The sequence below is a fragment of the Actinocrinis sp. genome, assembly GCF_035938995.1.
Lineage (GTDB): Bacteria > Actinomycetota > Actinomycetes > Streptomycetales > Catenulisporaceae > DASZGI01.
This window is the reverse complement of the sequence record NZ_DASZGI010000220.1, coordinates 1-24983: the sequence shown is the minus strand read 5'-3', so window position 1 is coordinate 24983 and position 24983 is coordinate 1. Positions and strand designations below refer to the sequence as shown.

The window sequence follows — 24983 nt, the reverse complement described above, 5'->3', positions numbered from 1 at the left end:
GGTGCCGGGGCAGTTGTTGGTTTGGGCGTAGTCGCCGTTGATGGTCAGCGGGGACAGGGCCGCGGCGGCGTTGCCGCTGTTGGTGACGGTGACCGACTGGGCGGCGCTGGTGGAGCCCACGGTCTGGCTGCCGAACGACAGGCCCGAGGGACTGGCCGACACCGATGGGGTCGGGGTGCCTCCACCACCGGCGGCGGGGAAGACCTCGAACTCGGAGACCTGTCCGGCCGGCCAGCCGGTGTTCGCGGTGAAGTTCAGCCGCACGAACCGGGTCGTGGCCGAGCCGAAGTTGATCGTCGCGGTGTTGTTGCCGTTGTTCGGGTCGAAGGTGTAGTTCGCCGAGCCGACGATGGTGCTGAAGTTGCTGCCGTCGGTGCTGCCGAGGACCGAGAGCGTCTGGGTCCTGGCTCCCCACGCCGTGGACGGCGGCAGTGTCAGCACGATCTTGTTGATGCTGTAGCTCTGGCCGAGGTCGACCTGGAGCCACTGCGGGAAGGCGTTGTTCGTGCTCTCCCAGTAGCTGCTGGTGTTGCCGTCGTTGGCGTTGCTGGGCGGGAAGCCGCCCTGCGAGCCGCTGGCGGTGATCGGCTGGCTCAGCGCGATGTTGGTCGAGCTGTCGATGGCGGAGCCGGACAGTGAGACGGTCGTCGGGCTGTTGTTGGCGTTGCTGTTCACCGTCAGGGTTCCGCTACGGGTGCCGCCGACGGTCGGGGTGAAGGTCACGGTCACCGTGCAGGACGCGTTGACCGCGATGCTGGAGCAGTTGTTGGTCTGGCTGAAGTCACCGGTCGTCGAGACGCCCGAGACGGTCGCCGTCGTCGTGCCGGAGTTGGTGATCGTCACCGACTGCGTCGGGGCCGAGGAGCCGACGATGGTCTTGGCGAACGCCAGGCTCGCCGGGTTGGCGTTCAGCACCGGACCGGGTGCGGTGCCCGTGCCCGAGAGGCTGACGGTGTTGGTGACGCCGCCCGCGTTGACGGTCAGTGACCCCGTGCGGGAACCGGCCGCGGTCGGGCTGAAGGTGACGTTCACCGTGCAGGAGCCGTTCGCCGCGATCGACGAGCCGCAGTTGTTGGTCTGCGCGAAGTCGCCGCTGGTCGAGATGCCCGAGACGGACGCCGCCGCGTTGGTCGGGTTGGAGACCGTCACGGTCTGCGCGGTGCTGGTCGAGCCGGTCGCCTGCGAGCCGAAGTTCAGCGCGCCCGGCGAGACGGACACGCCGTTGTTCGGGTATGGCGGGAAGACCTCAGTCGGGGCGTCGGTGACGCACTGCGTCGGGGAGATGCCCGAGTTGCCGCCATTGTCGGTGATGCTGAAGGCGGTGCCCTCGCAGCTGTAGCTCGGCGCGTTGCCCGCATTGGCCTGCGCCACGCCGGTGGCCACGACGTTCTGCATCGTTGCGGTGCCGCCGGTCTGCTCCTGCAGGGCGAAGGTGCCGGTGCCGGCGATGGTCACGTTGTTCAGGTTGACGCCGCTGACCGTGCCTTCAACCCATTGGATGGCTTCGTACGGGCTCTGCTCGATCAGCGCGTTGGTCACGTTGATCGGGCCGGTGATCGCGCCCTGGCTGCCGTCGAACCACAGCGCGCCGACGCCGAACTGCCAGTTCGGGTCCAGGCTGCCGTCGCGGATCATGGTGTTGTTCGCGATGGTGGTGGTGCCCACCGGGGTGGAGCTGAAGCGCTGGCCGACCTGGATGCCGCCGCCCTGCGTGATTCCGGTGTCCACGACCAGGTTCCCGGAGACGGTGTTGTCGTGGCCGCCGTAGATGGCGATGCCGTTGGCCAGCTGCTGGTCCGACACGGTGTTGTTGGAGAAGGTGTCTCCGGAGTCCGCGCCGATGCCCGAGTCGGCCCATGTCGCCAAGCCGTCGTCGCCGGTGTTGCGGACGTCGCTATTGGTCACCGTCGAGTTGGTCACGCCGCCGTGGAAGTTGACGCCGTCGGCGGTGGTGTCGCGAATGCGCATTCCGCTGAAGGTCAGGCCGTTCATCGGCCCGTCCATCCAGGCGCCGACCTTGTCGTGCTCGATCCAGATGTTCGAGACGGTCGAGTTGCTCATCGCGCCGCCGATGCCGTTGACCTGGCAGCTGTCGCAACGCTCCTGCACGTTGCCGAAGATGGCGAAGTTCTGCAGGTGCACGTTGGTGCTCGGGTTCGGCGCGGAGTTCCCGTAGAAGCCGGGAGCCGTGCCCGTGACCGTCGAGTACCACATGCCCGCGCCGGCGACCGTCACGTTGTTGACCATGACGTGGCCGGGAATGTTGTACGTGCCCGGCGGGATCCACACCGTGCCGCCCGCGCCGGCCGCGCTGATCGCCGAGTTGAACGCGTTGGTCGAGTCGTTCACGCCGCTCGGGTCGGCGCCCTCGCTGGTCACCGAGACCGAGCCGGAGGGCTGCGCGAGCGGGGCGCCGACGTTCTCGAAGTCGGCGAAGTCGATCGTGTACGAGGACGCGGTGTCCTCCGAGTCGACTTGCAGCTTGAAGGTCGTGCCCTGCGGATAGGTGGTCGAGAACAGCCGGTGCACCTCGTCGTAGAAGTGGTGCGGGTTGCCGCTGCCCGGCGTGTTGGTGAACGGGTAGCTGCCGTAGTACCAGCTATACGCGTTGGTCAGCGTGAAGTCGGTTTGCTTGGTGCCATTGATGTACAGGGATAGCGGCGCGGTGTAGACCGACCCGTCCGAGGTGTCCGGGATGCTGTATCGGAAGTCGATCGAGTTGGTCGTCACCGGTGTGGTGAAGGTGACGCTCTTGCCCTGTCCGAGGGTCACGGCTTTGCGGCCGGATGCCTCGTCGGCGAGCTGGCCCTGGGTGACGCTCGGGCCGATGACCGTCCCGTTGTTCGGCGAGTTCTCGGCCTCCACCTGCACATAGGGCAGGCTCGCACCCCCGCCGCCGGTCGCACCGGCAGCCAGGGCGGTTTGGGTGGAAAGCGCGGCGAGACCGCCGGCCAGCAGCGCGGTACCTGCGGCGGCGGCAACGACGCGTCTTGGACTTCGTACTGACTGGAACACCGTCGGTCCTTTCAGCGGGCGCGTCGGGTCTCTCTCGGGGGCACCACGGCACGGTGGGATGAGAGGCGGCGACGCGGGTGACACGCTCGGGCGCGGCGCGGGAAGGTCTTGCCGGGGCACGCGGTGGGGGTGGCAAGAGGTTCGGCGCCGAGTCGAGTGGTGGGGTGGGTTGAAGACGCAAGGGGACCGTAACGTTGATGACATCATCGCGCAATATCTGGACAGAACTTTGTTAGATTCTCACCTTCGCCCGCGAGATCCATCATGACCGTGCGTGTGACGGTGGCGACGTCTGGCGACGACTCGCAGGTCATACGTCCGACCTGTTCGCCTTTGGGTCAAGCAAGACGATGGTCAAAGATTTGTCATGCCTTGCGGAGAACCTGGCATCAAGCAGTATTTACGCATAAAGTGCCGAGCAGAATGCTGCGTCAACGATCCGTGGGTGGTCACGGCGGACCCACCCCCGCAGCCATTAATCCGATGTCTAGGCGATAGAGGCATGGCGAGACCGCCGCGCCGAAGTCGCTGGGCAGCTGCGGTCGCGCGATCGGAAACGTCTCCGAGGAGCGCCTGGTGCCGGGTCCCCGGACGACGACTCCGCTCTGAGTTGCCCGGAGCGGTCCGGCGGCACCAGGCGGACTTCGAGGAGTAACAGATGCGAAGAGCGATATGGACGGCTGCCTGCGCGGCGCTGGCTGGAGGGGTGGCGCTCGCCACCGCCGTCGGCGCGCAGGCGTTCGGGGCCACGGCGAATACACCTGGGGCGAACGCGCGTGCGGCGAGCGGCCCCGCGGCGGACGGGGGCTGGACCGGGACGTGGTCGGTGTCGCCGCAGAGCGGAGGGTCCTCGTTCAACCAGCAGACGCTGCGGCAGATCGTGCACACGAGCATCGGCGGCTACTCCGCGCGGGTCGAGATCTCGAACGTGTTCGGCGGTCAGCCGCTGGTGATCTCGGACGTGCACATCGCCCAGCGCTCGTCCGGGTCCACGATCACCTCCGGCACCGATCACACGGTGACGTTCGGCGGTCAGACCACGACGACGATCCCGGCCGGCGGGCTGGCCTACAGCGACTCGGTGGGGTTCGCGGTCCCGGCGTTGTCGGACGTCGCGATCAGCATGTACCTGCCACAGTCCACCGGGTCCGCGACCTTCCACCAGCAGGGCACCGCGACCAACTACGTCGCCTCCGGTGATGTGAGCGGGAACGCGAGCCTGTCCGGCGCGCAGACCACCGGCAGCTACTACTTCCTGACCAACCTCGACGTGCAGAACTCCGGGTCGCAGGGCGCCGTGGTGACGCTCGGCGCCTCGATCACCGACGGCGTGGCGTCCGCGCCGGACGACAACCGGCGCTGGCCCAACGACCTCGCGGTCCGGCTCGCCCAGTCCGGGTACGACGTCGGCGTGCTGAACCAGGGCATCAGCGGCAACCGGCTGCTGGTCGACGGCGCCGGCCAGAGTGCGCTGAACCGCTTCCAGCGCGACGTGGTGAACCAGCCCGGGGTCAACTGGGTGATCTTCTCGGACGATCCGATCAACGATCTGGGGTCGACCAATCCGCAGCCGACCGCCGGCCAGCTCATCGCCGGAGTCCAGCAGTTGATCTCCGAGGCGCACCAAGCGGGCCTGAAGTTCCTCTGCTCGACGCTGACGCCGTATCAGGGCGCGGGGTATTGGAACCAGTCGGGCGAGAACGCGCGCGAGGCGTTCAACTCGTTCGTGCACAGCTCCGGCAACGGGTGCGACGGAGTGGTCGACCAGGACGCCGCGACGCACGACCCGAACAACCCGACGATGTACCTGCCCGCTTACGACAGCGGTGACCACCTGCACCCGAACGAGGCCGGCCTGCAAGCGATCGCCAACGCGGTGAACCTGGCCCTGTTCGGCGCCGCTCCCGCGTCGTCGGTCATCAGCCTGCGGGCGCATGCCAACGGCCACCTCGTGACCGCGGAGAACGCCGGGGCCTCGTGCCTGATCGCGAACCGCACCGCGATCGGGACGTGGGAGCAGTTCGACTTGATCAACAATCCGGACGGCAGCGTGAGCTTCCGGGCCCATGCCAACGGCGACATCGTCACCGCCGACAACGGCGGGTCCACGTGCCTGATCGCGAACCGCACGGTGGTCGGGCCCTGGGAGGAGTTCGATCTGATCAACAATCCGGACGGCAGCGTGAGCTTCCGCGCGCACGCCAACGGCGACATCGTCACCGCGGACAACGCCGGCTCTTCGCCGCTGATCGCGAACCGGACGGCGATCGGTCCGTGGGAGGAGTTCGACCTCATCCACGACTGACGCGATCGCGAGCGCGACCATGGGGCCGCGTGTGCGCCGATGCGTGCGCACGCGGCCGCCAGTCGCCGAAAGTCGTGGCACAGGGTGAATTCGCGGTGACGAACCGCGAGGGCGGCCGTCTCGGCTAAGTCCGAGGGCCGCCCGAGTGTCGTTTACGATTCACCGATCGCCGGCGTCGAAACGGGCCTGCGCCGCCCACTTCGTTGAGTGTTCACATATATCGTTCGGCGTCATCCGGGAATGCGGGTCGGCGCGGCGAGAGCCGATTCAGTCGCGCCTCACTGTTCGCTCACGATCGCTGAGCCTATTTGGTGCCGTACATGGCCGCATCCGCCCGGCGGATCAGGTCTCCGGGCCGTCGGCTTCGGCCGCGGGCACCGAACCTATGCTCGAACGCACCGTGACCGATCCGTCGGCTAGCTCGACGGGCGGGTCGAGGGCGGCGGCGATCCGGTGGCGAAGGCGCGCGGCCGAGGCGGCGTCCGCGCCCGGGCAGAGATGAGGAACTCGTCGCCGCCCTACCGGCACATGATGTCGTTTTCGCGGACGCACCGGCGCAGCCGCTCGGAGGCCGCCGACCGCGTTCCCGGTTGCTCGGCGGGCGGCCACCCCGACGAGATCTCGGGTGCTCACGCGTCCAACGGCATAGCGGAAATCACGGATGGTGGCGATTTCGGGACGTTCGCGGCGAATCCGAGCGGTATTCGGGTGACCGGCTCGGCGCCGTCCTCGTGATTTCAGACATCTGATTCCGCGCCGAACCAGACGGCGCTGGGCGCCGGCGGTTCCTCGAAATCCGGCGATCGCGGCAGCGCGCTGATTCCGGCCCAGACCGCCTTGCCGTCGTCGCTGACGGTGTATCCGTAACGATCGGCCAGTGCCGCCACGATCCGCAGGCCCGCACCCGCCTCTCCGGAGTGCGTGGCCGGGTCCTGGACCGCCCGGCTGGGCGGCGGGGCCTTCCAGACCGGCAGCTTCGCCGCGTCCGGGTCGTGCACCTCGAGGGTGAGCTGGTCACCCCCGGCCGAAAGCTTGATGACGAGCGTGATCTGCGGGCCCTCCGGCGGGAACCGGGCGTGCCGCACGGCGTTCGTGACCAGTTCGGACACGATCGTCACCGTGTCGGCGAGCACTGATTCGGGCAGCTGCCAGTCGCGCAGCGCCGCGGCCGCGAACCGCCGCGCATCCCGCGGGGTGTGCATCTCCGCGACGAATTCCGCCGTGCGACCGACCCCGCCCGGACTGTCGTCAGCCGACCCGGGATCCGACGCCCAACGACCCGACACGCCCGCGGCGACGGCGGCGGGATCGGCGCCGGGCTCCGGATCGAGGCCGTACCGTCTCAGCACATTGACCGCCCATTGCTCCGGCGAGGGGCGCTTCAGCCGGAGCGCGGCGACGGTCGCGGCCATGGCCCGCAGCGCCTCGTCGCGTTGCGCGAGGATCGCCTCCTGGACGGCGGCCGGCTGGACGGCGGTGGTCGGCCGGTCGAACAGACGCTCGGCACCGCGGCGTGCAGCGATCTGGTCCCGGGCGACGACCGTGTCAGGTACGGTGGCACGGCGCGTATTCATCGTGAACATCAGATCAGATTGCGGACTCCCATCACAGTCGGGGTCACCCTGCACTTCGGGATGAACTTGCGCGCAAGCCCCGGCAAACCGCATGAATCACGTGCCGCGCGGGCGTCGCGGCGGCAATTCGGCATCCGGCGAGCGGAATTGTGCCGCAACCGCGACAGAATCGTCACCTACGAGAATTCGCCGCGGCGCGATGCATATTCGACAAGCGTTCGCAACACCCGCGCCGTGCCCCCGCCGGACTCGAGGGCCGCGGCGCGCCGGCTTCGAAGAGCCCGAATGCCGTCGTGCGACTTATGAGGTCTGCGTTGCCACCGGACGTCGCGGCTGATAGTAGTTAATGACCGTCCGTCGCCCACCGCGGCGGGCGCCCGGCATGAAATCCGCTAGCTGATATCAGCGTACTCATCGCAGGCGCACCACCGGCTGACTTTCTGGAGACGGCTTGGAGATCCTGCCGGAGCGAGCGGCCACCGACGCAACGTCGGTCGGCCTCGTGCTGCGCGCCGCCGACGGGCAGACCGTCTGGGCGAACCCCGCGGGGCGCGCGCTCATCGCAGACGCCGAAGTCCTCCCGTTCGACGGGATCGAACCCGGCGGCGCCGCGGTCGAGCGGCAGTGGCTGCGCGGGGACGGAACCCCGGGCTGGCTCGAGGTCCAGTGCCGCAGCCTCGAATACGACGGCAGGACGCTGTATCTCTTCGAAGCGCGCGATGTCACGGCGGGGCACCGCGAGCGGGAACGTGACCGCAACCACCGATGGAGGCTGACCCGGGTCGAGCAGCTGGCGCGGATGGGCACGTGGGAATGGGACCTGGTGACCGGCGCGGTCGAGTGGTCGGACCCTCTGTTGACCATGTTCGGAATCTCGGGCGATGGGCCGCTCGACTACCCGACGTACCGCTCGATGCTCTACCCCGACGACGTCGCCTTGATCGAGACGACGCTCGAAAAGGCCCTGAAGGACTGCCAGCCGTTCAGCTACACCCACCGCATGTATCTGGGCGACATGACCACCCTGCGGGTGTTCGAATGCTACGGCGAGGTCTTCACCGACGACGCCGGAAAGCCCATCAGGGTGCTGGGAACGGCGCGCGACATCACCGAGATGCAGCGCGTCCAGGAGGAGCTGGCGCATCTCGCCGACCACGATCCGCTGACCGGGCTGCCCAATCGGCGCAGCCTGCTGTCCACGCTCGACGCCGTGGTCGACGGGGGCGGGGCTGGCGGCATGCTGCTGATGATCGACGTCGACAACTTCAAGGACATCAACGACGTGCACGGGCACGCGGTCGGCGACGACGCGCTGCGGGCGCTCGCCCGGGTGCTCGGTCCGCTGGTGCCGGAATGCGCGACGCTCGCCAGACTCGGCGGCGACGAGTTCGCGGTGGTGCTGCCGACCGCCGGCGTCGACGACGCGCTGGCGCTCGCCGACCAGATGTGCGACGCCGCGGCCGCCTCGCTGCTCCCCATCGCGGCCAAGGGCCTGCGGGCCACCATCAGCGTCGGGGCGGCGCCTCTCGAGCCCGGCCAGACCCGCGACGAGATCCTCGCCCGCGCCGACCTGGCGCTCTACGAGTCCAAAGGGACCGGGCGCAACCGGACCCGGCTGTTCATGCCGACGCAGTATCAGCACGCTGTGCAGCGCGTGAACATCCTCGCCCGGGTGCGGGCGGCGCTCGAGAACGGCCGCCTCGAGCTCGACGCCCAGCCGATCGTCGACCTGGCCACGGGCGCGGTCACGAGCTACGAGCTGCTCGTCCGGCTGCGCGACGGCCAGCTTCCGCGGGTCGGGCCGGCGGACTTCCTGCCGCCCGTGGAGCGCGGCGACCTCATCCACGAACTCGACCAGTGGGTGGTGGCGACCGCCGTGGCGGCGCTGGCCGACCCCGCCGCGGTCCGCGCCGGGCTGTGCTTCTACGTCAACATCTCCGCGCGCTCGCTCGAGTCTCCCGAGTTCGGGCGCAAGGTCGTCGAGATGGTGCGCGAGGCCGGCCTCGATCCGCACCGCCTGGGGCTGGAGGTGACCGAGACGGCGGCGATCACCAACGTCGACGCCGTGCGCGCGCTGGCCCGCGACCTGTCCGACGCCGGCTGCCAGTTCAGCCTCGACGACTTCGGCGCCGGGTTCGGGTCCTTCGCGTATCTCAAGAACCTGCCGTTCACCACGGTGAAGATCGCCGGCGACTTCGTGAAGAACGCCGACCGGCCCGGCGCCGATCCGGTCCTCATCGACGCCGTCGTGCGCGCGGCGCACGGGCTGGGCATGCGCACCGTCGCGGAGTTCGTCGAGCGCGCGCCGCTCGTCCGCGCGCTGCGGGACCTGGGCGTGGACCACGGTCAGGGCTTTTATCTCGGCAAGCCGGCCCCGCTGCGGGAGCTGTTCGAGAAGCTCGCAGCAGGCTGATCTCAGCGATCGAAGCCCTCGCCCGGGTCTCCTCCCGGCCGATCCCGGCGGTTCGACCGCAGGAACCGCCACAGCGCGAGGAGGAACAGCAGGCCCCAGATCAGGAACGACATGTCCCACACCCACAGATGCCACAGCAGCGGCTTCCGGTCGACCGGCGTGGACGGCTTGATCGCCCCGCCGGCCACCAGCGCCCCCGAGGCGACCAGTACCGCGCCGTAGGCCGTGGACACGATCGCGGCGAACCAGCCGAGCACCGCGACGAGCCGCCGGGGCAGCCGCCGCCCCCACCGCATGACCAGCGCCAGCGCGAGGACCGCGCCGACCACCTTCAGCAGGCCGGTCACCCAGACGGCGGCAAAGATCGCCGGGTCCCCGGCGAGCGCCCGCCGCTCGATCGAGCCGCCGACGGTGTCGAGGCCGCGACGCCCGCCGCTGCCCCAGTAGAAGCTGATCGCCGCGAAGATCAAGCCCCAAGCGCACGCGGCGTATCCGGCCCACGCGGTCTTCGGGATCCCCGGCGCGGCCGCGTCCGCCCGTACCGCGGTCTGCTCGCTCACCACGACCCCCGTCGTCGTGCCGCCGGACGTCCGGCGGCGCCTATGCCGAGTATCGCAGCTCCTCGCGGGACATCGGGTGGGCGAAGGGCAGACCCGCGGCGTAGCGCTCCACTTCGTCCACCGCGGCGGCGGCCATGCGGTGCAGCTCGTTGCCGAGCGACCCGGCGATGTGCGGGTGAGCAGGACATTGGGCAGGTCGTAGAGCGGCGAATCGGCGTGCCGCGGCGTCCCGGGCCGGGCCGGTCGCGGCGGTGAGGTGCGCTGCCGTCATCTCTCACTGCCCCATTTCACGCTGCCGTCATTTCACGCTGCCGGCGGTCAACCCGGCCCGCCAGAACCGCTGCAGTGCGACGAAGGCGATGATCAGCGGGATGATCGCGAGCAGCGATCCGGTGACCACGAGCGGGTAGAGGGAGGGCTCGGTGTGCGTCTGGCTGTTCCACGAGTACAGGCCGAGGCTGACCGGGAACAGCCGGGTGTTGGAGAGCATCACCAGCGGCAGGAAGAAGTTGTTCCAGATCGCGGTGAACTGGAAAAGCAGCACGGTGACGAACCCGGGCAGCACCATGCGCAGACCGACCGACCAGAAGATGCGCAGCTCTCCGGCGCCGTCCACCCGCGCCGCCTCGAGGACCTCGCCCGGGACGTAGCCGGCGGTGAACACCCGCGAGAGGTAGACGCCGAACGGGTTGGCTAGGGTCGGGATGAACACCGCCCAGAACGTGTCGACTAGGCCGACCTTCGAGGCGAGCAGATACAGCGGCAGCGCGAGTGCGGTCGTGGGGATCAGAACGCCGATCAGGACGAGCCCGAACAGTTTCTCCTTGCCCCGGAAGGCGTAGGTCTCGAAGGCGTATCCGGCGCAGACGCAGATGAACGCGCATACCAGGGCACCGAGACCGGCGTAGAGCAGGGAGTTGAGGTACCAGCGGAAGTAGATGCCGCCGTCCTGCGCGGCCAGAGCGTGAAGATTCGCGCCCAGGTGCAGGCGGCTGAGCGAGAAGCCGCGGCCGCCGGTGAGGTCCCCGGTGTTCTTCGCCGACGCGGTGACCAGCCACAGCACGGGCAGCAGCGTGTACGCCGTCGCGAGGACGAGCACCCCGTTGACGACCGCTCTCGACAGCGTCCACGGCTTGCGGGCTCTGCGGCGACCGGCCGCGGCGGGAGAGGCCCGGCGCGTGCGCGTCGGCGCGGGGTACGGCTGGGTGATGGTCATGCAGTCAGTTCCCTCATACGGCGAGCTCTCTCGCGCGACGCGCTTGCGTGGACCGCCGCGCGAACAGCCGAGTCACGGCGAAGGACAGGACGGCGGCGACGACGGCCAGCACCACCGACGCGGCGGCCGCGAGCCCGTAGTCGCCTCGGTTGAACGCGGCGCTGTAGGCATACATGTTGGGCGTCCAGGTACTGACGATCGCGTTCGAGCTGATCCGCAGGGTCATCGGCTCGGTGAACAGCTGCAGCGAGCCGATGACCGTGAACAGACCGGTCAACACCAGTGCGGGCCGGATCATCGGGACCTTGACGCTGAGTGCCGTGCGCACGCCCGAGGCGCCGTCGACCGTGGCCGCCTCGATCACTTCGCGCGGGACAGCCTGCAGCGCGGCGTAGAAGACCACCATGTTGTAGCCGGTCCACTCCCAGACGGCGATGTTCACCACCGACGGCAGGATGACGCTGGAGGACAGGAAGTCGATGTGGATCCCGCCGCTGTTCAGCGCGCTGACGACGGGGCTGATCCCGGGGGTGTAAAGGTACGTCCACACCAGCGCGGCGATCAGCCCGGGAACCGCGTGCGGCAGGAACAGCGCGAGCTGGAAGAAGCGCCGGGCCCGGGCGAGCGCGGAGTCGAGCAGCAGAGCCAGGCCGAGCGCGAGGCAGAGCATCACCGGGATGTAGAGCGCGCAGTACCCGGCGGTGATCAGGAAACCGTGCCGGAACGCGGAATCGCCGAGCGCCCGGCTGTAGTTGCCGATGCCGTCGAAGACCTGATGGGCGCCGCCGAATCCGAGGCCTGAGGAGCGCTCGGTCCACAAGCTCAGATACAGCGCGTACCCGATCGGCGCCACCATGGCCGCGACGAACACCAGGAAGCACGGTGTAAGCAGGACCGCGGCTGCGTTCCCACGCCGCCGAGCCGCGGTCCTGCGCTCTCGTTCCCCCGCGGTGCGCCGTTTCACGGCGCGGCAACCTGGATGCCGCGGGCCTGAAGGTCCGCGACCGTGGCGTCCTGGCCGGCCTGGAGCACCTGGTCGACGCTGCCGCCGCCGGCCAGTCTGCCGAGCGCGTCCGTCATGGCGGTGTTCGTCACGCCCATCGAGGGCCCCCAGGTCCAGTCCGGCCTGATGGTGCCGCTCGCGGCGGAGAACACCGAGAAGATGTCCTGCCCGCCGTAGAAGCCGGTGTTGAAGGTGCTCTTCGCCACCGGGATCAACGCGGGGTCGGCGGGGAACAGCGACGAGATTCCCGAGGCGATGCGGGACTGCATGCCCTGCGTCGTCGTGGTGGCCCATTGCGCGAACTCGACGTCGGCGGCGAGGTTCTTGCTGTCCTTGCCGACCACGAAGACCGACCCGCCGAGCATGCCGCTCGCCGGCTGTCCGTCCCAGCTCGGAATCGGGGCGACCGCCCACTGGCCGGACTCGGCGGGCAGCGCGCTCTTGAGCGCGCCGGCGCCCCACGCGGCGCCGAGATAGCCCACCGTCTGGCTCTTCTGCAGCGACGCAGTCCACGCCTGGCTGGAATAGGGCTGCACGCGGACCAGATCGTCGGCGATCAGGCTTTGCCAGTACGCTGAGACCTTTTCGGTGGCGGCGTCGCGCAGATCGATCTTCCAGGAGTCGCCGCTGGTACCGAACCACGTGCCGCCGGCTTGCCAGGCCATGGCCTCGAGCGTGGAGGGATCGTCGGAGAAGAACGTCGCGATCCGTGCCGCCGGATCGGCGGTCTTGAGCTGCTGCGCGGCCGACCGGAACGCGTCCCACGTCGCGGGCACCGGGATTCGGTACTCGGTGAAGATGTCCTTGCGGTAGAAGAACACCTGCGGGTCGGCGTCGAGCGGCAGCGCCCAGTTCTTTCCCGCGAGGGTGGTCAGCGCGACCGACTGCGCGGTGAACTTTGCCATGAGGCCGGAGATCCGGGAGGTGAGGTCCTGGACGGCGCCCTGGCTCACGAAGTCGGGCAGCATCGGGTATTCGATGTTGAAGACGTCGGGCTCGTTGCCCGCCTTCACCGCGTTGGAGATCTTCGCGTAGCCGCCCGCGTTGCCCGAGGGGATCTGCTCGAACGTGACGTGCACGTCTTTGTGGGAGGCGTTGAACGCGTCCACGACCTGTTGGCTGCCCCGTGCCCAGCCCCAGAACGTGATCGACACCGGCTGGCCGCTCGAGGTGGAACCGCCGGTCTGGGAACCGCCGCCCTGGCAGGCGCCGAGCAAGGCGAGGCTGAGTGCCGAGCACGCCAGTGCGGCTGCGCCGGTGCGCTTGCTCCGGCGAACGCGGTTCGAGGCTGCGATGGGGTGAGGCGGCATTTCGAGGCTCCTCTTCGAAGCACACTGTCACGGAGTACGGCGATGGCGAGCGAAGTGGACAGGGTGCAGATATACCGGCAATGAGACAGGAATCTGGGTTTGACCTAGGGGAAGGCGCTCCCGAAGTCACGCCCCTGAAAGCCGGATGCTGTCGGCGCGGCTTGGGAGCGTCTTCCCCATGCGCCGCCGCTACTCGGCGGCGATGTCCGGCTATGCGGTGTGGGAGAAGCTGAGGGCGTAGAAGTGCACCCTCGCCCCGACCTTGCTGCTGGATCCGGTCGACTGGTCGTAATCACCGGCCTTGAAGTACATCTTGTAACCGTCGAATGACGAAGGCTCGGTGAAGTGCGTGGTGTGGCCGTTGATCGTGACGGCGATGTCGTGGCTGCCGTTCAGGTCGATCGAGTACGTCCACTGCGAGCCGAGCTTGACGGTGGTGATGGGGTGGGCGATCCCGTTCCCGCCGGCCGGGGTCTGCTCGAGGAACAGCGCGATCTCGCCGCTCTTGTAGCAGAAGAGCTCGAGCAGCGGCTTGGACGAGCCGGCGGAGTTGTCGAGGTGGATCTGTCCCACGGTGACGTGGTCGGGTACCACGTCGACCTTGACCGTGGCGCTCAGGGTGTTGTTGCCGACGACGTCCCACTCGGCCGGCGCGCCGGCCGAGTCCATCTCGCGCAGTTCGGTGCGCGCGTAGTTGGAGCCGAGAGTGACGCCGTTCTCCGGGTCCCAGAACGTCATCGATCCGTCCGTGGGGTCGGTGTAGAAGTACTTGTCCTGGAATCCATGCGGCCCCTCGAGCTGTGAGGGCAGGATCGTCGTGGTGTTGTTGGTGGTGCCGGTCGGCAGCTGCAGTTCCCAGTGGGACAGGTCGAAGTTGCCGCCCGGCGCGACCTTGGGGTTCAGCCGTCCGCTCTTGCCGGGGGAGGCCGCGTGCGCGGTCGATCCCGGCAGCGGCGCGGCATTCGCCGACGTCGCCGCGTATGCCCCCACGATCGATGCTGCGGCGGCGCAGGCGGTCCAAAGCCCGGCCCGTCGCCATCGGTGGTTCATCGTGTCAACTCCTCATTGAGTTCTCACGCCGTCGGCGGCGCTTTCGCCGCCGACGGGACCAGGCCGGGCTGCGCGGCGTCCGCCCTGTCGGGATGGAGTCCGGCGCCGCCGCGGGCGACAGACCACTGACCGGCTGTCGTCAGACCGCTGACGGCGGTTCTGGCGGCAGCTCATCGTACGGATCGATGGGAGGCGGTGAGTGGTGCGTCGTCGCAGCGGCGCCTTGTGAACGGCCCGTTGGGCCGTGCGCACCGTGGGCGGGAACCTGGGGGCCGATGCCCGAAAGAGGCACGGTGCGGTTGTCTGTATCTTTGGGGCTGCGACGATCGAAGTCAAGAGCGAACGATGATTCGATCAAATATCGATCGTTCGATATCGGACACGAATCGTCAGCGGTCGTCGACGGCGTGGCAGGACTTGCGGATCACGAGGCGCGGCAGCAGGTCCAGGTGCTCCCGCGGCGGGTGCTCCGCCGCCGCCATGCCCGGTGCCCGCCGCTCCGCGAGCCGCCGCAAGAGCAGGTCGACCGCTGCCCGGCCGACCTCGTACTTCGGCGGGCTCACGGCGGTGAGCGGGGTGTCGGCGAGCGCTGCGACCTCGTCGTCGTAGGCGATGACGGAGAGGTCCGCGGGCACCTGTACGCCGCGGTCGAGCAACCGTTGTACGAGCATGATCGCGTCCACGTCGTTGTGGATCAGGACGCCGGTCACGCCGTGCTCGCGCACCGCCTCGAGCAGCCGGTCGACCGCGAGGTCCATCGCGGCGGGATTGGCCTCCAGCGGATACGTGTCGATGATCGGAACCAGCGGCTCGCCCAGGTCCAGTGCTTGCAGCGCGGCCAGGTAGCCGGCCCGTACCAGGCTCGCGGTCGGGCTGATGTGGGCCGCCAGCGCGATCCGCCGGTGTCCGAGCGCGGCCAGGTGCCGCACCGCCAAGAACGCGCCGTGCATGTGATCCGAGCAGACTCGGTCCAGCCCGGCGGCCGTCCCCACCGCAGGCACCCGGCGCTCCACAAGCACGCAGGGCACGCCGAGCTCGACATAGCGGTCGGCCTGCTCAGGCACCGGCATATCTGGTTCCCAACTCGGCGTCAGCAGCAAGCCGTGCACGCCGCTGTCCATCAGTCGGTTCATCTGGGTCGCGTCCTCAGGCGGCCGATAGCCCGAGATACCGAGCGCCAGCCGGGCCCCGACGGCGGTCGCGGCAGCCTGGGCGCCCCGAATGACCGCGGCGAAGTAGTACGTCGCGGACGGGACCAGCATGCCCAGCACCGGCCCGGATCCTTCACCGTCCACCGCGGCCGCCGCGCGCATCAGGGGAGTGGCGTCCTGAGAGCCGTTCGTCAGGTGCGGCCAGGAGACCGACCCGTGGACCCGGTGCAACAGGCCCCGGGCGGCCAGCGCCTCGACGTCCCGGCGGGCGGTCACCGGTGCGACGCCCAGTTCCGCGCCGAGATCGGCTACTCGCACGCTGCCGCGCCGCTCGACCACTTCCAGGATGCGGCGATGGCGCTCCTCCGCGGACATGCGCACGTATGCTCCCTCGTCCATTGCCCGGTTCCGGGCCGCTCCTGAAGCGTTGTATCGCAAGGCAAGCGTACCGCGCGCATCCTCGGCTTTGATCGAAATTCGATTATTCGATCGAGAAAGCGCCAATCGATCTGCCGCTCCCGTATGGTCCGGACGCTCAGACGAGGTGGTGCCGGTGGGCGTAGTTGATGGCGGCGGCGCGGTCGCGCGATCCGGTCTTCGCGAAGATCCGGTTGATGTGCGTCTTGATCGTGTGGCCGCTCAGGTACAGGCGGCCGGCGATCTCGGGATTGGTAAGACCCTGCGCGATCAGGGCCAGGATCTCGGCCTCGCGCTGGGTCAGGCCGTCGGGAAGGGCGGCCTCGCGCGCGGTCTCGGCGGCGGCGGCCGGCCGGGGTTCCGCGGCGGCCATCAGGGTGGCGTGCACACGGGGGTCGAAGACGGTCAGACCCCCGGCGGCGGCGTGCAGCGCCCGGGCGATGTCGGTGCGGTCGGCGTCTTTGGTCAGGTAGCTGCGGGCTCCGGCGCGCAGGGCTTCGAGCACGGACGTGTCGTCGAGGTAGGTGGTGAGCACGACGATCGCGACCTGCGGTTGTTCGGCGACGAGCCGCCGGGTGGTCTCGATGCCGTCGAGTACCGGCATGTGCAGGTCGAGCAGGATCGCGTCCGGCCGGTGCTGCGCGGCCAGGTCGAGGGCCTGTTGCCCGTCCGCGGCGGCCGCGACCACGTCGAGGTCCGGCAGCGCGCCCAGCAGCAGGACCAGTCCTTCGCGGACGCTGGCCTGGTCGTCGGCGACGATGATGCGCAGCGGCGCGACGGGTGCGGAGTTCATCGGTCGGCTTTCTCGGGTGGCGGAGTGGCGGTCATGGGCAGATCCGCGGTCACGACCCACTGCTGCGCGTGCCTGCCGGCCTTCAGCGTGCCGCGCAACAGGCGTAGGCGTTCCCGCATACCGGTAAGGCCGTAGCCGCCGTCTATCGTGTGCACGACGGGGGCGTCGGGTGATGTGAGGGCACTGTCGGCCAGGTCGTTGGCGATGGTCAGCCGCACCCCGTCGGAAAGGTACTCCAGGCGGATGCCGATGTCCCGGCCGGGGGCGTGTTTCGCCGCGTTGATCAGCGATTCCTGCGCCGTGCGTACCAGGGCGACAGTGGCATCCGGCGGCACCGGGCGCGGCGTGCCCTCAGTATGGCAAGGTACTGCTACGTTGTAGCGCTCGCCGTGTTCGACGGCGGTGCGGGCGAGTTCCTCGTGCAGCGGCAGCGTGTCCGTGCGCAGGGCGTGCACGGCGCGGCGCGTCTCGGTCAGACCCTCCGAGGCCATGCGCTGGGCGGCGGCCAGGGTGTCGAGGGCGCCCGCCACGTCGCCGCGATCGGTGAGCAGCGCGCGGGCGGCCTGGATCTGGATGCCGAGCGCGCCGAGCGAATGGGCGAGCACGTCGTGGATCTCCCGGGCGATCCGGGTCCGCTCGTCGAGCACATCGGCGCGCCGCTGCTCCGTGCGCAACCGTTCGTGCTGGGCGAGAAGCGCCGCGGACTGCTCGGCCTGAATGCGATAAGCCGCGCGGTTGCGCCCGAGCAGCAGCCCCACGGCAAGCAGCAGCGGGTATCCGAGCAGTGCGCCAACGCCCTGGCCGAACGCGATGCAGCTGATCTCGACCGCCAGCACCCCGATCGCTAAGACGGCCAGCGCGCCGCTCAGGGTCAACCCGTCGGCTGCGGCCACCAGGCCGACGGTGCCAAAGGCGATGACCGAGGTGCCGCCTCCGCCCGCCGCGGCCGCCACCGCGGCGGCGGTCGTGGTCACGCCGAGGGCGGCGGGCAGGACGAATCCGGCGACGGAGACGGGCAGGCGGGGGTACGAGTCGGCGAGTGCCCAAACCGCCACCCCGACACAGACCAGCGCGAAGGCGACGGTCTGCGTTGCTCGGGCGCCATGCGACGACGGAGGCCCGAGGAAGGTCAGCAGGCCCACGACCACCAGTCCGGCCGTGCGGACCAGCCAGACGGCGGCGCGCAGCACGATGCCAGTATCCCGCTCAACGAGTCGCTTGAGCGCAACCGCCCCCGAGCCGGCAAAGCTCCGGCTCGGGGGCGACTCTGACGACGGACCTGTCACCGCCGGTCCCAGCTGTCGAAGCGGTCGTCGTGCCGGGTCGGCCGGTCATCGTCGATCCAGGTCCGGTCGAGGGAACCGCGGTCGAACGTTTCGCGGTCGAACGATCCGGGGTTGGCGGGGCCGCGGTCGAATCCGCCGCGGTTAAAGGCGCCAGACATGAATACTTTGCCGTCCTTCTCGGGGGCGAACGGCACGCCGGCAGCCATGGCCCGCGGCACGATCACGGCGGCCTGGGCCAGCCGGTTGATTCCGAGACTGAACAGCAGCGTGGCCGACGAGGCCGCCACGTTCGCGTGGACCGCGTGTGCCATCACGATCACCATCACGCGCCAGGCAAGCAGCGCGCCCCAAAGCCACAGGCCGCGCACGGGCAGTTGCGCCCACAGGTACCCGTTCCGTGACTCCAGGCGGGTGATCGCGCCAAAGGCGAGACCGATCGCGGCCGACCCTGCGGCACCGACGACGATGCAGGTGACGTCGGCCGGCTGGAGGTGGGCGCCGCCGTTGCCGTGCAGGTCGGTGAACCCGATGACGGTGAGGATCGCCGGCAGCAGCACGGCGCGCTTGCCGCGCAGCGGCTCGCCCCTTACCTGCCGAAAGATGATGTATCCGATGACGCCGATCACGGCGAGGATCTCCAGGGCGGACATGTCGTGCTCCCTCCACGCTCGGTGCCGCCCTCAGGCGGGCCGGCCCTTGGTGCCGACAGAGATGAAGCTACGGAGAGGAGCGGTATCAGCACGTCGGTGCACGGATTGAGGCCTGGTATGAGTTCGCGGCGCCGGAAGTAGTACCGCGTAGCACCAGACCAGCGCGGAAACGTCGTACCGGGAGCGACCCGTAGTCCGATCCGCCGGAAACCCCAAACGACGACCTTGGGAGGTGACAGCGAAACCCGCACTCCCGAGGAGCACACGATGTTCACCGCACTGACTCAGGCCGAGATCGTCAACGGCGCCGTGCTGATCGCCACCCTGCACAGCGACCTCGGCGCGCACCGCAAGATCGGCGCGCTGCGCATCCTGCGCCCGGCCGCGATCGCGGCGGGCGTCATTCCGCTGTTCCTCGACCCGGTGGTCACCCACGGCAACGGCCTCGCGGTCGAACTGGCCGGGGTCGCGGCCGGACTGCTCGGCGGCCTGGCCGCCCTCGGCCTGACCCGGGTCTACCGCAGCCCGCGGACCGGAAAGCCGGTCAGCCGCGCGATGTGGCCTTACGCTCTGCTGTGGATCGTGGTGATCGGGGCCCGCGCCGCCTTCTCCTACGGAGCGTCGCACTGGTTCCCGACCCAGCTGGCCAGTTGGTGCCAGGCGCACCAGGTCACCGGCGCGGCGATCACCGACGGCCTGATCTTCATGGCGGTGGCCATGCTGCTGACCCGCACGCTGGGCCTGGCTGCCCGCGCCGCCGCACTGCCCCGCACGGCTGTGGCCTCCGCCGCGCCGGACACCTTCGCGCCGGCCGACCGGTGACAATCCGCCTTAGCCCAGCCGCAATCCGCGCGCCGTATCACTGACGTGGTGCGGCGCGCGGGCGTGTCTGAGCTTGCCAGTCCAAAACGACCGGTCGTCTTATGGCCGGCGAGGGGCCGCCGTATGTCGCGCCAGCCGGCCGATCAAGCCTTGTCGCGCGGCAAAGCGGCGGTTGTGGCCGAGGGTCACGAGATTGCATGATCATGCATGACTGTGCATATAATTGATCCGTGTCCAAGGTGCTGAGCTCCCTCCCTGTCGGCGAACGCGTCGGGATCGCCTTCTCCGGCGGCCTCGATACCTCCGTGGCGGTCGCGTGGATGCGCGAGAAGGGCGCCGTGCCGTGCGCCTACACCGCGGACCTCGGCCAATACGACGAGTCCGACATCGATTCGGTGCCCGGGCGGGCAACCGCGTACGGCGCGGAAGTCGCCCGGCTGGTCGACTGCAAGGCCGCTCTCGTCGAGGAGGGGCTCGCCGCCCTGGCCTGCGGCGCGTTCCACATCCGGTCCGGCGGCCGCGCCTACTTCAACACCACGCCGCTCGGCCGGGCCGTCACCGGCACGCTGCTGGTGCGCGCCATGCTCGAGGACGCCGTGCAGATCTGGGGCGACGGCTCCACGTACAAGGGCAACGACATCGAGCGGTTCTACCGCTACGGTCTGCTCGCCAACCCCTCCCTGCGCGTCTACAAGCCGTGGCTCGACGCCGACTTCGTCAGCGAGCTGGGCGGCCGTCAGCAGATGTCCGAGTGGCTGGTCGCCCATTCGCTGCCGTACCGCGACAGCGCCGAGAAGGCCTACTCCACCGACGCGAACATCTGGGGCGCGACCCACGAGGCCAAGTCGCTCGAACACCTCGACAACGGCATAGAGCTGGTCGCGCCGATCATGGGCGTGCGGTTCTGGGACCCGGCCGTCGAGATCGACACCGAGGACGTGACGATCGGGTTCGAGCAGGGCCGGCCGGCGACCATCGACGGCAAGCGGTTCGCCACCGCGGTCGACCTGGTCCAGGAGGCCAACGCGGTCGGCGGCCGGCACGGTCTCGGCATGTCCGACCAGATCGAGAACCGGATCATCGAGGCCAAGAGCCGCGGCATCTACGAGGCGCCGGGAATGGCGCTGCTGCACGCGGCGTACGAGCGGCTGGTCAACGCGATCCACAACGAGGACACCGTCGCGAACTACCACAACGAGGGCCGGCGGCTCGGCCGGCTGCTCTACGAAGGCCGGTGGCTGGACCCGCAGTCGCTGATGCTGCGCGAGGCGCTCCAGCGCTGGGTCGGCGCGGCGATCACCGGCGAGGTGACGCTGCGGCTGCGCCGGGGCGAGGACTACTCGATCCTCGACACCACGGGACCGGCGTTCAGCTACCACCCGGACAAGCTGTCCATGGAGCGCATCGAAGAGGCCGCGTTCGGGCCGGTCGACCGCATCGGCCAGCTGACGATGCGCAACCTCGACATCGCCGACTCCCGCGCCAAGCTCGAGCAGTACGCCAGGCTCGGCCTGGTCGGCGGCGCGTACCCGGCTGCGGCCGGCCTGACGCAGGCCGCCGCGCCCGGACTGGTCGGCGCGCTGACCGAGGGCGGTGCCGACGAGATCGCCACGCGCGGCGCCGTCCCCGAAGGCGACCACGAACTGCTCGACCGCGCCGCGATGGAGTCCGGCACCGACTGATTCGAGGCGGACGATCCGGGCGCCGCACCGCTGCCCGGATCGCGCGCCGCAACCTGCTGTGGCGTGGCGTACGCGGTCAGCGCGCCGACCAGTCCGGGTGCGGCGCGCTGAGTGGCAGGTCCCTGACAGTGTAGATGTATAGACCGGACGCGCTGGTGAGCGTGTCCAGCTGCTGTTTCGTTCGGCTCTCGGCTCTCGGGACCGGCGCGCTGCAACCGTGGCGCGGCGCGGCAGCGCTGAGTGGCAGCTGCCTGACGGTGTAAATGTGTCGGCTGGACACGCTGGTGAGCGTGTCCGGCTGCTGTTTCGTTCGGCGCGTTCGTGCTCTCGGCTCTCGGGACCGGCGGCAGTATTCTGACGCGATTGACTGTGTCGGAGGGTGACTGTGTCGGACGGTGACCGCGTCGAAGGGCCGAGGACGGAGCCATGGATCAGCTGACAGGCTGGCGCATCGGCGAGGCGACGATCACGCCGATCTACGAGACCGACGCGGGTACTGTCATTCAGTCGGGCATGGCGGAGGCCACGCCGCCGCTGCTCGCTCAGGTGCCCTGGTTGGCGCCGCGCTTCGTCGATACCTCCGGGCGGATGAAGGCGGCGGTCCAGGGGTTCGTCGTCCGGATCGGTGGGCGGACGGTCTTGGTAGATGCCTGCGTCGGCAACGGCAAGCCGCGACCCGGGCTGCCTGCCTGGAGTGAGCTGCAAACGGACTTCCCGCAACGCCTCTCCACCTCGGGCATCGAGCCGGATGACATCGACACCGTGGTGTGCACCCACTTCCACTTCGACCACGTCGGCTGGAACACCGTCCACCGCGACGGCGCGTGGGTTCCGCACTTCACCCGCGCCCGCTACCTCTTCAGCGAACCAGAGTTCTCCTACTGGCGCACTCTGCCGGACCGGGAGACCGCTGACGACCTCGCCGGATTTGCGGACTCCGTGCTGCCGGTCGTCGAGGCCGGGCTCGCCGACCTGGTGCCGCCGGACCACGAGATCCTGCCGGGCCTGCGGCTGTACCCGACCCACGGCCACACCCCCGGCCATGTCAGCGTTCTGCTCGAATCCGCCGGCGAGCGGGCCGTGATCACCGGCGACGCCGTCCACCACCCGAGCCAGCTGGCGCACCCCGAGTGGGGCATCTTCTCCGACTTCGACCCGGCGGCGGCGTACCGTACGCGGGTCGAGCTGTTCAGCATGTGCGCCGACACCGGCACCCTGCTCTTCGGCACCCACTTCGCCCCTCCGGTGGGAGTGCGGGTGAAACGGGTCGGAGAAGCGTTCGCCGCGGAGTAACTCAAAGCCTTAACTCAGCGGCGCATGCCGTGTCCAAGCTGCTCTGCACGAAAGACCGCCCGGCGGGTGAGGAGTCTTCGTCACCCGCCGGGCGGTCCGCGTTTGTTCCCTTCGAGACTGCGTCAGTGCACTCGGCGGTCCTCGGGCTGTCCGCGGTAGCGGATGGTCCACAGGCTGCGGCGCAGGTAGGTGCGCTGGAGCCACCGGTCCTGGCCGTCGTGGCGGGCGGTGAAGCCCGAGCGCGCGTGCAGACCCTTGCGGTTGTTGATCAGCAGCGCGGAGCCCGGCTCAAGCCGGACCTGGTGCGCGACGTCCCGGCAGGCGCTTTGGAGCTCCGGCAGCGCGCCGTCGGCCCGTGGTGTCAGGCCACGCACTCCGTTCGCCGAGACCGCGATCTCAGGAGCGTGCGACGGTCCGGAGATGATCGGCACCGGCTCGGACAGCACGTCCGCGCCACCTGCCACGTCGCGCACGTAGCTGCCCGGCGCGTTCAGCCGGAACAGTGGTCGGCGCAGCACCTCGAGCACGTCGGGGTCGAGCGTGCGGCACACGTCGCGCGCGTCGGCGTAGTAGGTGACGGCCTGCTTCTCCTTGTCCTGGCGCAGGCAGAGCAGCACCAGGAAGTCGGGGTTCGACACGTCGTAACGGCCGACCTCGTCGTGCACGATGTCGTTGTGGAAGTTGAGGAAGACCTGCGAGCTCTGGTTCGTCTGGGTGTAGGCGCCCGCCGCGACCGGGGTCACGTCGTGCACCAGCCGGCCCTTCTTCTCGGTGGTGAAGCCGACCGGCTCGCCGAGCAGCTGGCTCAGGCCCAGGAGCGCGTTCTCGGCGACGAAGGTCTCCTTGTGCGGGCTCGGCTCGCCGTCGGCCGGGGTGTCCGGCAGCTCCGGGTCGGTCGGCAGGTTCGCCACGAGCATCACCCCGGGGGTGTCCACGTGCCGGCCGAAGTCGAGCAGCGTCTGCAGCGGCTCGATCGGCAGCCGGCCGAAGGCCGCGTGCAGCCGGGCCAGCGACCGGTCGATGTCGGCGGACGGGTCCGGCATCGGCCGCAGCATGGCGCCGAACGCGTCGCGCACCTGGTCGGTGAGGATGATCTGGTCGAAGGTCCTGACAAGGGTGTCGTGCGCTGTCATGGCTGGCGTCCTTTCCGCGGTGATGTCATTCGACGACCTCGACGATGGTGGAAGTCCCCTGATCCGCGTGCCGCCCGTAGCGCTCCCAGCGCTCGTTCAGCTTGATCCGGCCGTCCGGGAGGATCTCGGGGATGCTCACATTGCGGCCGGAGATCACCGCGCCGGTGCCGAGCACCATGGTGTAGGCGAAGTCGAGCGTCCCGTCCTCGGCGCACAGCCCGGTCAGCGAGCCGCGGCGCACCTCGCCGCCCTGGAACTCGGCCCACACCAGGTCGCCCTGCTGCCGGTACAGCGCCGTCGAGGCCTCGGGCCCGGCGCCCGCCGCGCGGAACCGCCTGCCGTCGTAGTTGATCACTTCTCTCGCTTCTTCCGTTTAAAGTTCGTGCACTGACTTCGGTTCCGGGAACCAGAGGTCTTCGGCGTCGGCTTCCCCGACGTGGTACTTGCCGAGCGCGCTGGTCAGCAGCCGCAGCTCAAGTTCGAGGCACTCGACCAGCCGGACCAGCCCGTCCGCCGGGTTCTCGTCCGCGGCCAGCAGCGCCGCCCGGCCGAGGCCGACCGCCGAGGCGCCCAGCGCCAGGCACTTCAGTGCTCTGCCGCCCTCCCAGATCCGGCCGGACACCAGCAGGCAGCCCCCGTCCGGCCGGCCGATCCGGTTCAGGCACTCGGCCAGTGGCAGCCCGACGTTGTCGAGGAAGACCGAGGGCGCGAAGCCGGTACCACCCTCCGCGCCGTCCACGGTCACCGCGTCGGCGCCGGCCGCCCAGGCGACCTCGGCGGCGCGCCGGACGTCCCGGCTCGGGTGCAGCTTCACCCAGGTGCGGGCCCGCGGGTAGTTGTTGCGCATGAGATGGACCTGCTGGCGCAGCACCTCGTCGGTGAACGTGCCGGGGCTGCTGCACCGCAGCACTCTGTCGGCGTCCCGCCCGAACGCGGCGTCCACGGCGTACCGGTCGCGCACCGCTGCGGCGGCGTGCCGCGACAGGACGGTCATGCCGCCCAGTCCGGGCTTCGCGCCTTGGCCCACTTTCAGCTCGAAGGCCAGCCGCCCGGTCTCCAGCAGCGCGGTCGCGGAGGGATCGCTGTAGACGAGATTCCAGACCTCGGCGTCGGCGTCCTCGGTGCTCTGCTGCACCACGACTCCGCCGAGCCCGTCCGGCGCGGCGTCGGCGTACGCCTGGATCCGGCCGAGCAGCCCCTTGGTCGGGTCCTCGCCGGTCCGGCCGTAGCCGTGCATCGGCACCACGTTCTCGCCGATGACCATCGGGATGCCGAGCCGGCCCGCCTGCTCGCTCACCGCCGCGCCGAGG

General features: G+C 69.6%; 19 protein-coding genes and 1 pseudogene. 5 read left to right on the top strand and 15 right to left on the bottom strand.

The window, feature by feature from the left end:
• Positions 1–3015: choice-of-anchor D domain-containing protein (locus VGZ32_RS15675; protein ID WP_326886777.1), on the bottom strand; the 3015-nt coding region annotated here is incomplete at its 3' end.
• Positions 3016–3673: 658 nt separating this feature from the next.
• Here VGZ32_RS15675 and VGZ32_RS15670 point away from each other — a divergent pair.
• A complete protein-coding gene (locus VGZ32_RS15670) occupies positions 3674–5320 on the top strand; it encodes an SGNH/GDSL hydrolase family protein (protein WP_326886776.1) in 1647 nt (548 codons plus the stop codon).
• 737 nt (positions 5321–6057) lie between these two features.
• Here the strand turns inward: VGZ32_RS15670 and VGZ32_RS15665 are convergent.
• Entirely contained in the window at positions 6058–6894 is an 837-nt protein-coding gene (locus tag VGZ32_RS15665; RefSeq protein WP_326886774.1) for an ATP-binding protein, read from the bottom strand.
• 451 nt (positions 6895–7345) lie between these two features.
• On the opposite strand from VGZ32_RS15665, the gene VGZ32_RS15660 reads away from it, so the two are divergent.
• Positions 7346–9307, top strand: coding sequence for a putative bifunctional diguanylate cyclase/phosphodiesterase (locus VGZ32_RS15660; RefSeq protein WP_326886773.1), 1962 nt, complete (start codon positions 7346–7348; stop codon positions 9305–9307).
• 2 nt (positions 9308–9309) lie between these two features.
• On the opposite strand, the gene VGZ32_RS15655 is transcribed toward VGZ32_RS15660, so the two are convergent.
• From VGZ32_RS15655 to VGZ32_RS15610, 10 genes and pseudogenes are all read right to left on the bottom strand, one after another.
• Complete coding sequence (locus VGZ32_RS15655) at positions 9310–9867, bottom strand: DUF3995 domain-containing protein (protein WP_326886772.1); 558 nt, start codon at positions 9865–9867, stop codon at positions 9310–9312.
• Between the two features lie 40 nt (positions 9868–9907).
• Positions 9908–10083: pseudogene (locus VGZ32_RS15650) on the bottom strand (hydroxyacid dehydrogenase); the annotation flags it as partial.
• Positions 10084–10165: 82 nt separating this feature from the next.
• Positions 10166–11083: a carbohydrate ABC transporter permease gene (locus VGZ32_RS15645; protein WP_326886770.1), complete on the bottom strand. Its 918-nt coding sequence runs from the start codon at positions 11081–11083 to the stop codon at positions 10166–10168.
• A gap of 13 nt (positions 11084–11096) precedes the next feature.
• Positions 11097–12047, bottom strand: coding sequence for a sugar ABC transporter permease (locus VGZ32_RS15640; protein WP_326886769.1), 951 nt, complete (start codon positions 12045–12047; stop codon positions 11097–11099).
• Complete coding sequence (locus tag VGZ32_RS15635) at positions 12044–13396, bottom strand: extracellular solute-binding protein (RefSeq protein ID WP_326886768.1); 1353 nt, start codon at positions 13394–13396, stop codon at positions 12044–12046. The genes VGZ32_RS15640 and VGZ32_RS15635 overlap by 4 nt, the downstream gene beginning before the upstream one ends.
• A gap of 210 nt (positions 13397–13606) precedes the next feature.
• Positions 13607–14446 (bottom strand): polysaccharide lyase family 7 protein, encoded by an 840-nt coding sequence (locus tag VGZ32_RS15630; protein ID WP_326886767.1) that lies wholly within the window; start codon positions 14444–14446, stop codon positions 13607–13609.
• A gap of 389 nt (positions 14447–14835) precedes the next feature.
• Positions 14836–15978, bottom strand: a complete 1143-nt coding sequence (locus tag VGZ32_RS15625; protein WP_414642548.1) for a substrate-binding domain-containing protein — start codon at positions 15976–15978, stop codon at positions 14836–14838.
• Positions 15979–16132: 154 nt separating this feature from the next.
• Positions 16133–16807, bottom strand: a complete 675-nt coding sequence (locus tag VGZ32_RS15620; protein WP_326886765.1) for a response regulator transcription factor — start codon at positions 16805–16807, stop codon at positions 16133–16135.
• A complete protein-coding gene (locus VGZ32_RS15615) occupies positions 16804–17997 on the bottom strand; it encodes a sensor histidine kinase (RefSeq protein WP_326886764.1) in 1194 nt (397 codons plus the stop codon). The genes VGZ32_RS15620 and VGZ32_RS15615 overlap by 4 nt, the downstream gene beginning before the upstream one ends.
• A 92-nt stretch (positions 17998–18089) precedes the next feature.
• Positions 18090–18743 carry a hypothetical protein gene (locus VGZ32_RS15610; RefSeq protein ID WP_326886763.1) on the bottom strand — a complete coding sequence of 218 codons (654 nt, stop codon included), beginning with the start codon at positions 18741–18743 and terminating at the stop codon, positions 18090–18092.
• Between the two features lie 267 nt (positions 18744–19010).
• Here VGZ32_RS15610 and VGZ32_RS15605 point away from each other — a divergent pair, with 267 nt between their 5' ends.
• The 3 genes from VGZ32_RS15605 (at position 19011) to VGZ32_RS15595 (ending at position 22540) form a co-directional block, all read left to right on the top strand.
• Positions 19011–19565, top strand: coding sequence for a hypothetical protein (locus VGZ32_RS15605; RefSeq protein WP_326886762.1), 555 nt, complete (start codon positions 19011–19013; stop codon positions 19563–19565).
• Positions 19566–19795: 230 nt separating this feature from the next.
• A complete protein-coding gene (gene argG / locus VGZ32_RS15600) occupies positions 19796–21247 on the top strand; it encodes an argininosuccinate synthase (RefSeq protein ID WP_326886761.1) in 1452 nt (483 codons plus the stop codon).
• Between the two features lie 426 nt (positions 21248–21673).
• Positions 21674–22540 carry an MBL fold metallo-hydrolase gene (locus VGZ32_RS15595; RefSeq protein WP_326886759.1) on the top strand — a complete coding sequence of 289 codons (867 nt, stop codon included), beginning with the start codon at positions 21674–21676 and terminating at the stop codon, positions 22538–22540.
• Between the two features lie 122 nt (positions 22541–22662).
• Here the strand turns inward: VGZ32_RS15595 and VGZ32_RS15590 are convergent, their stop codons facing one another.
• The 3 genes from VGZ32_RS15590 to VGZ32_RS15580 form a co-directional block, all read right to left on the bottom strand.
• Positions 22663–23673 (bottom strand): TauD/TfdA family dioxygenase, encoded by a 1011-nt coding sequence (locus VGZ32_RS15590; protein WP_326886758.1) that lies wholly within the window; start codon positions 23671–23673, stop codon positions 22663–22665.
• A 25-nt stretch (positions 23674–23698) separates the two neighbouring features.
• Positions 23699–24028, bottom strand: coding sequence for a hypothetical protein (locus VGZ32_RS15585; RefSeq protein WP_326886757.1), 330 nt, complete (start codon positions 24026–24028; stop codon positions 23699–23701).
• Positions 24029–24046: 18 nt separating this feature from the next.
• On the bottom strand, positions 24047–24983 hold a 937-nt coding region (locus VGZ32_RS15580; protein WP_326886756.1), incomplete at its 5' end, for a glutamate synthase-related protein.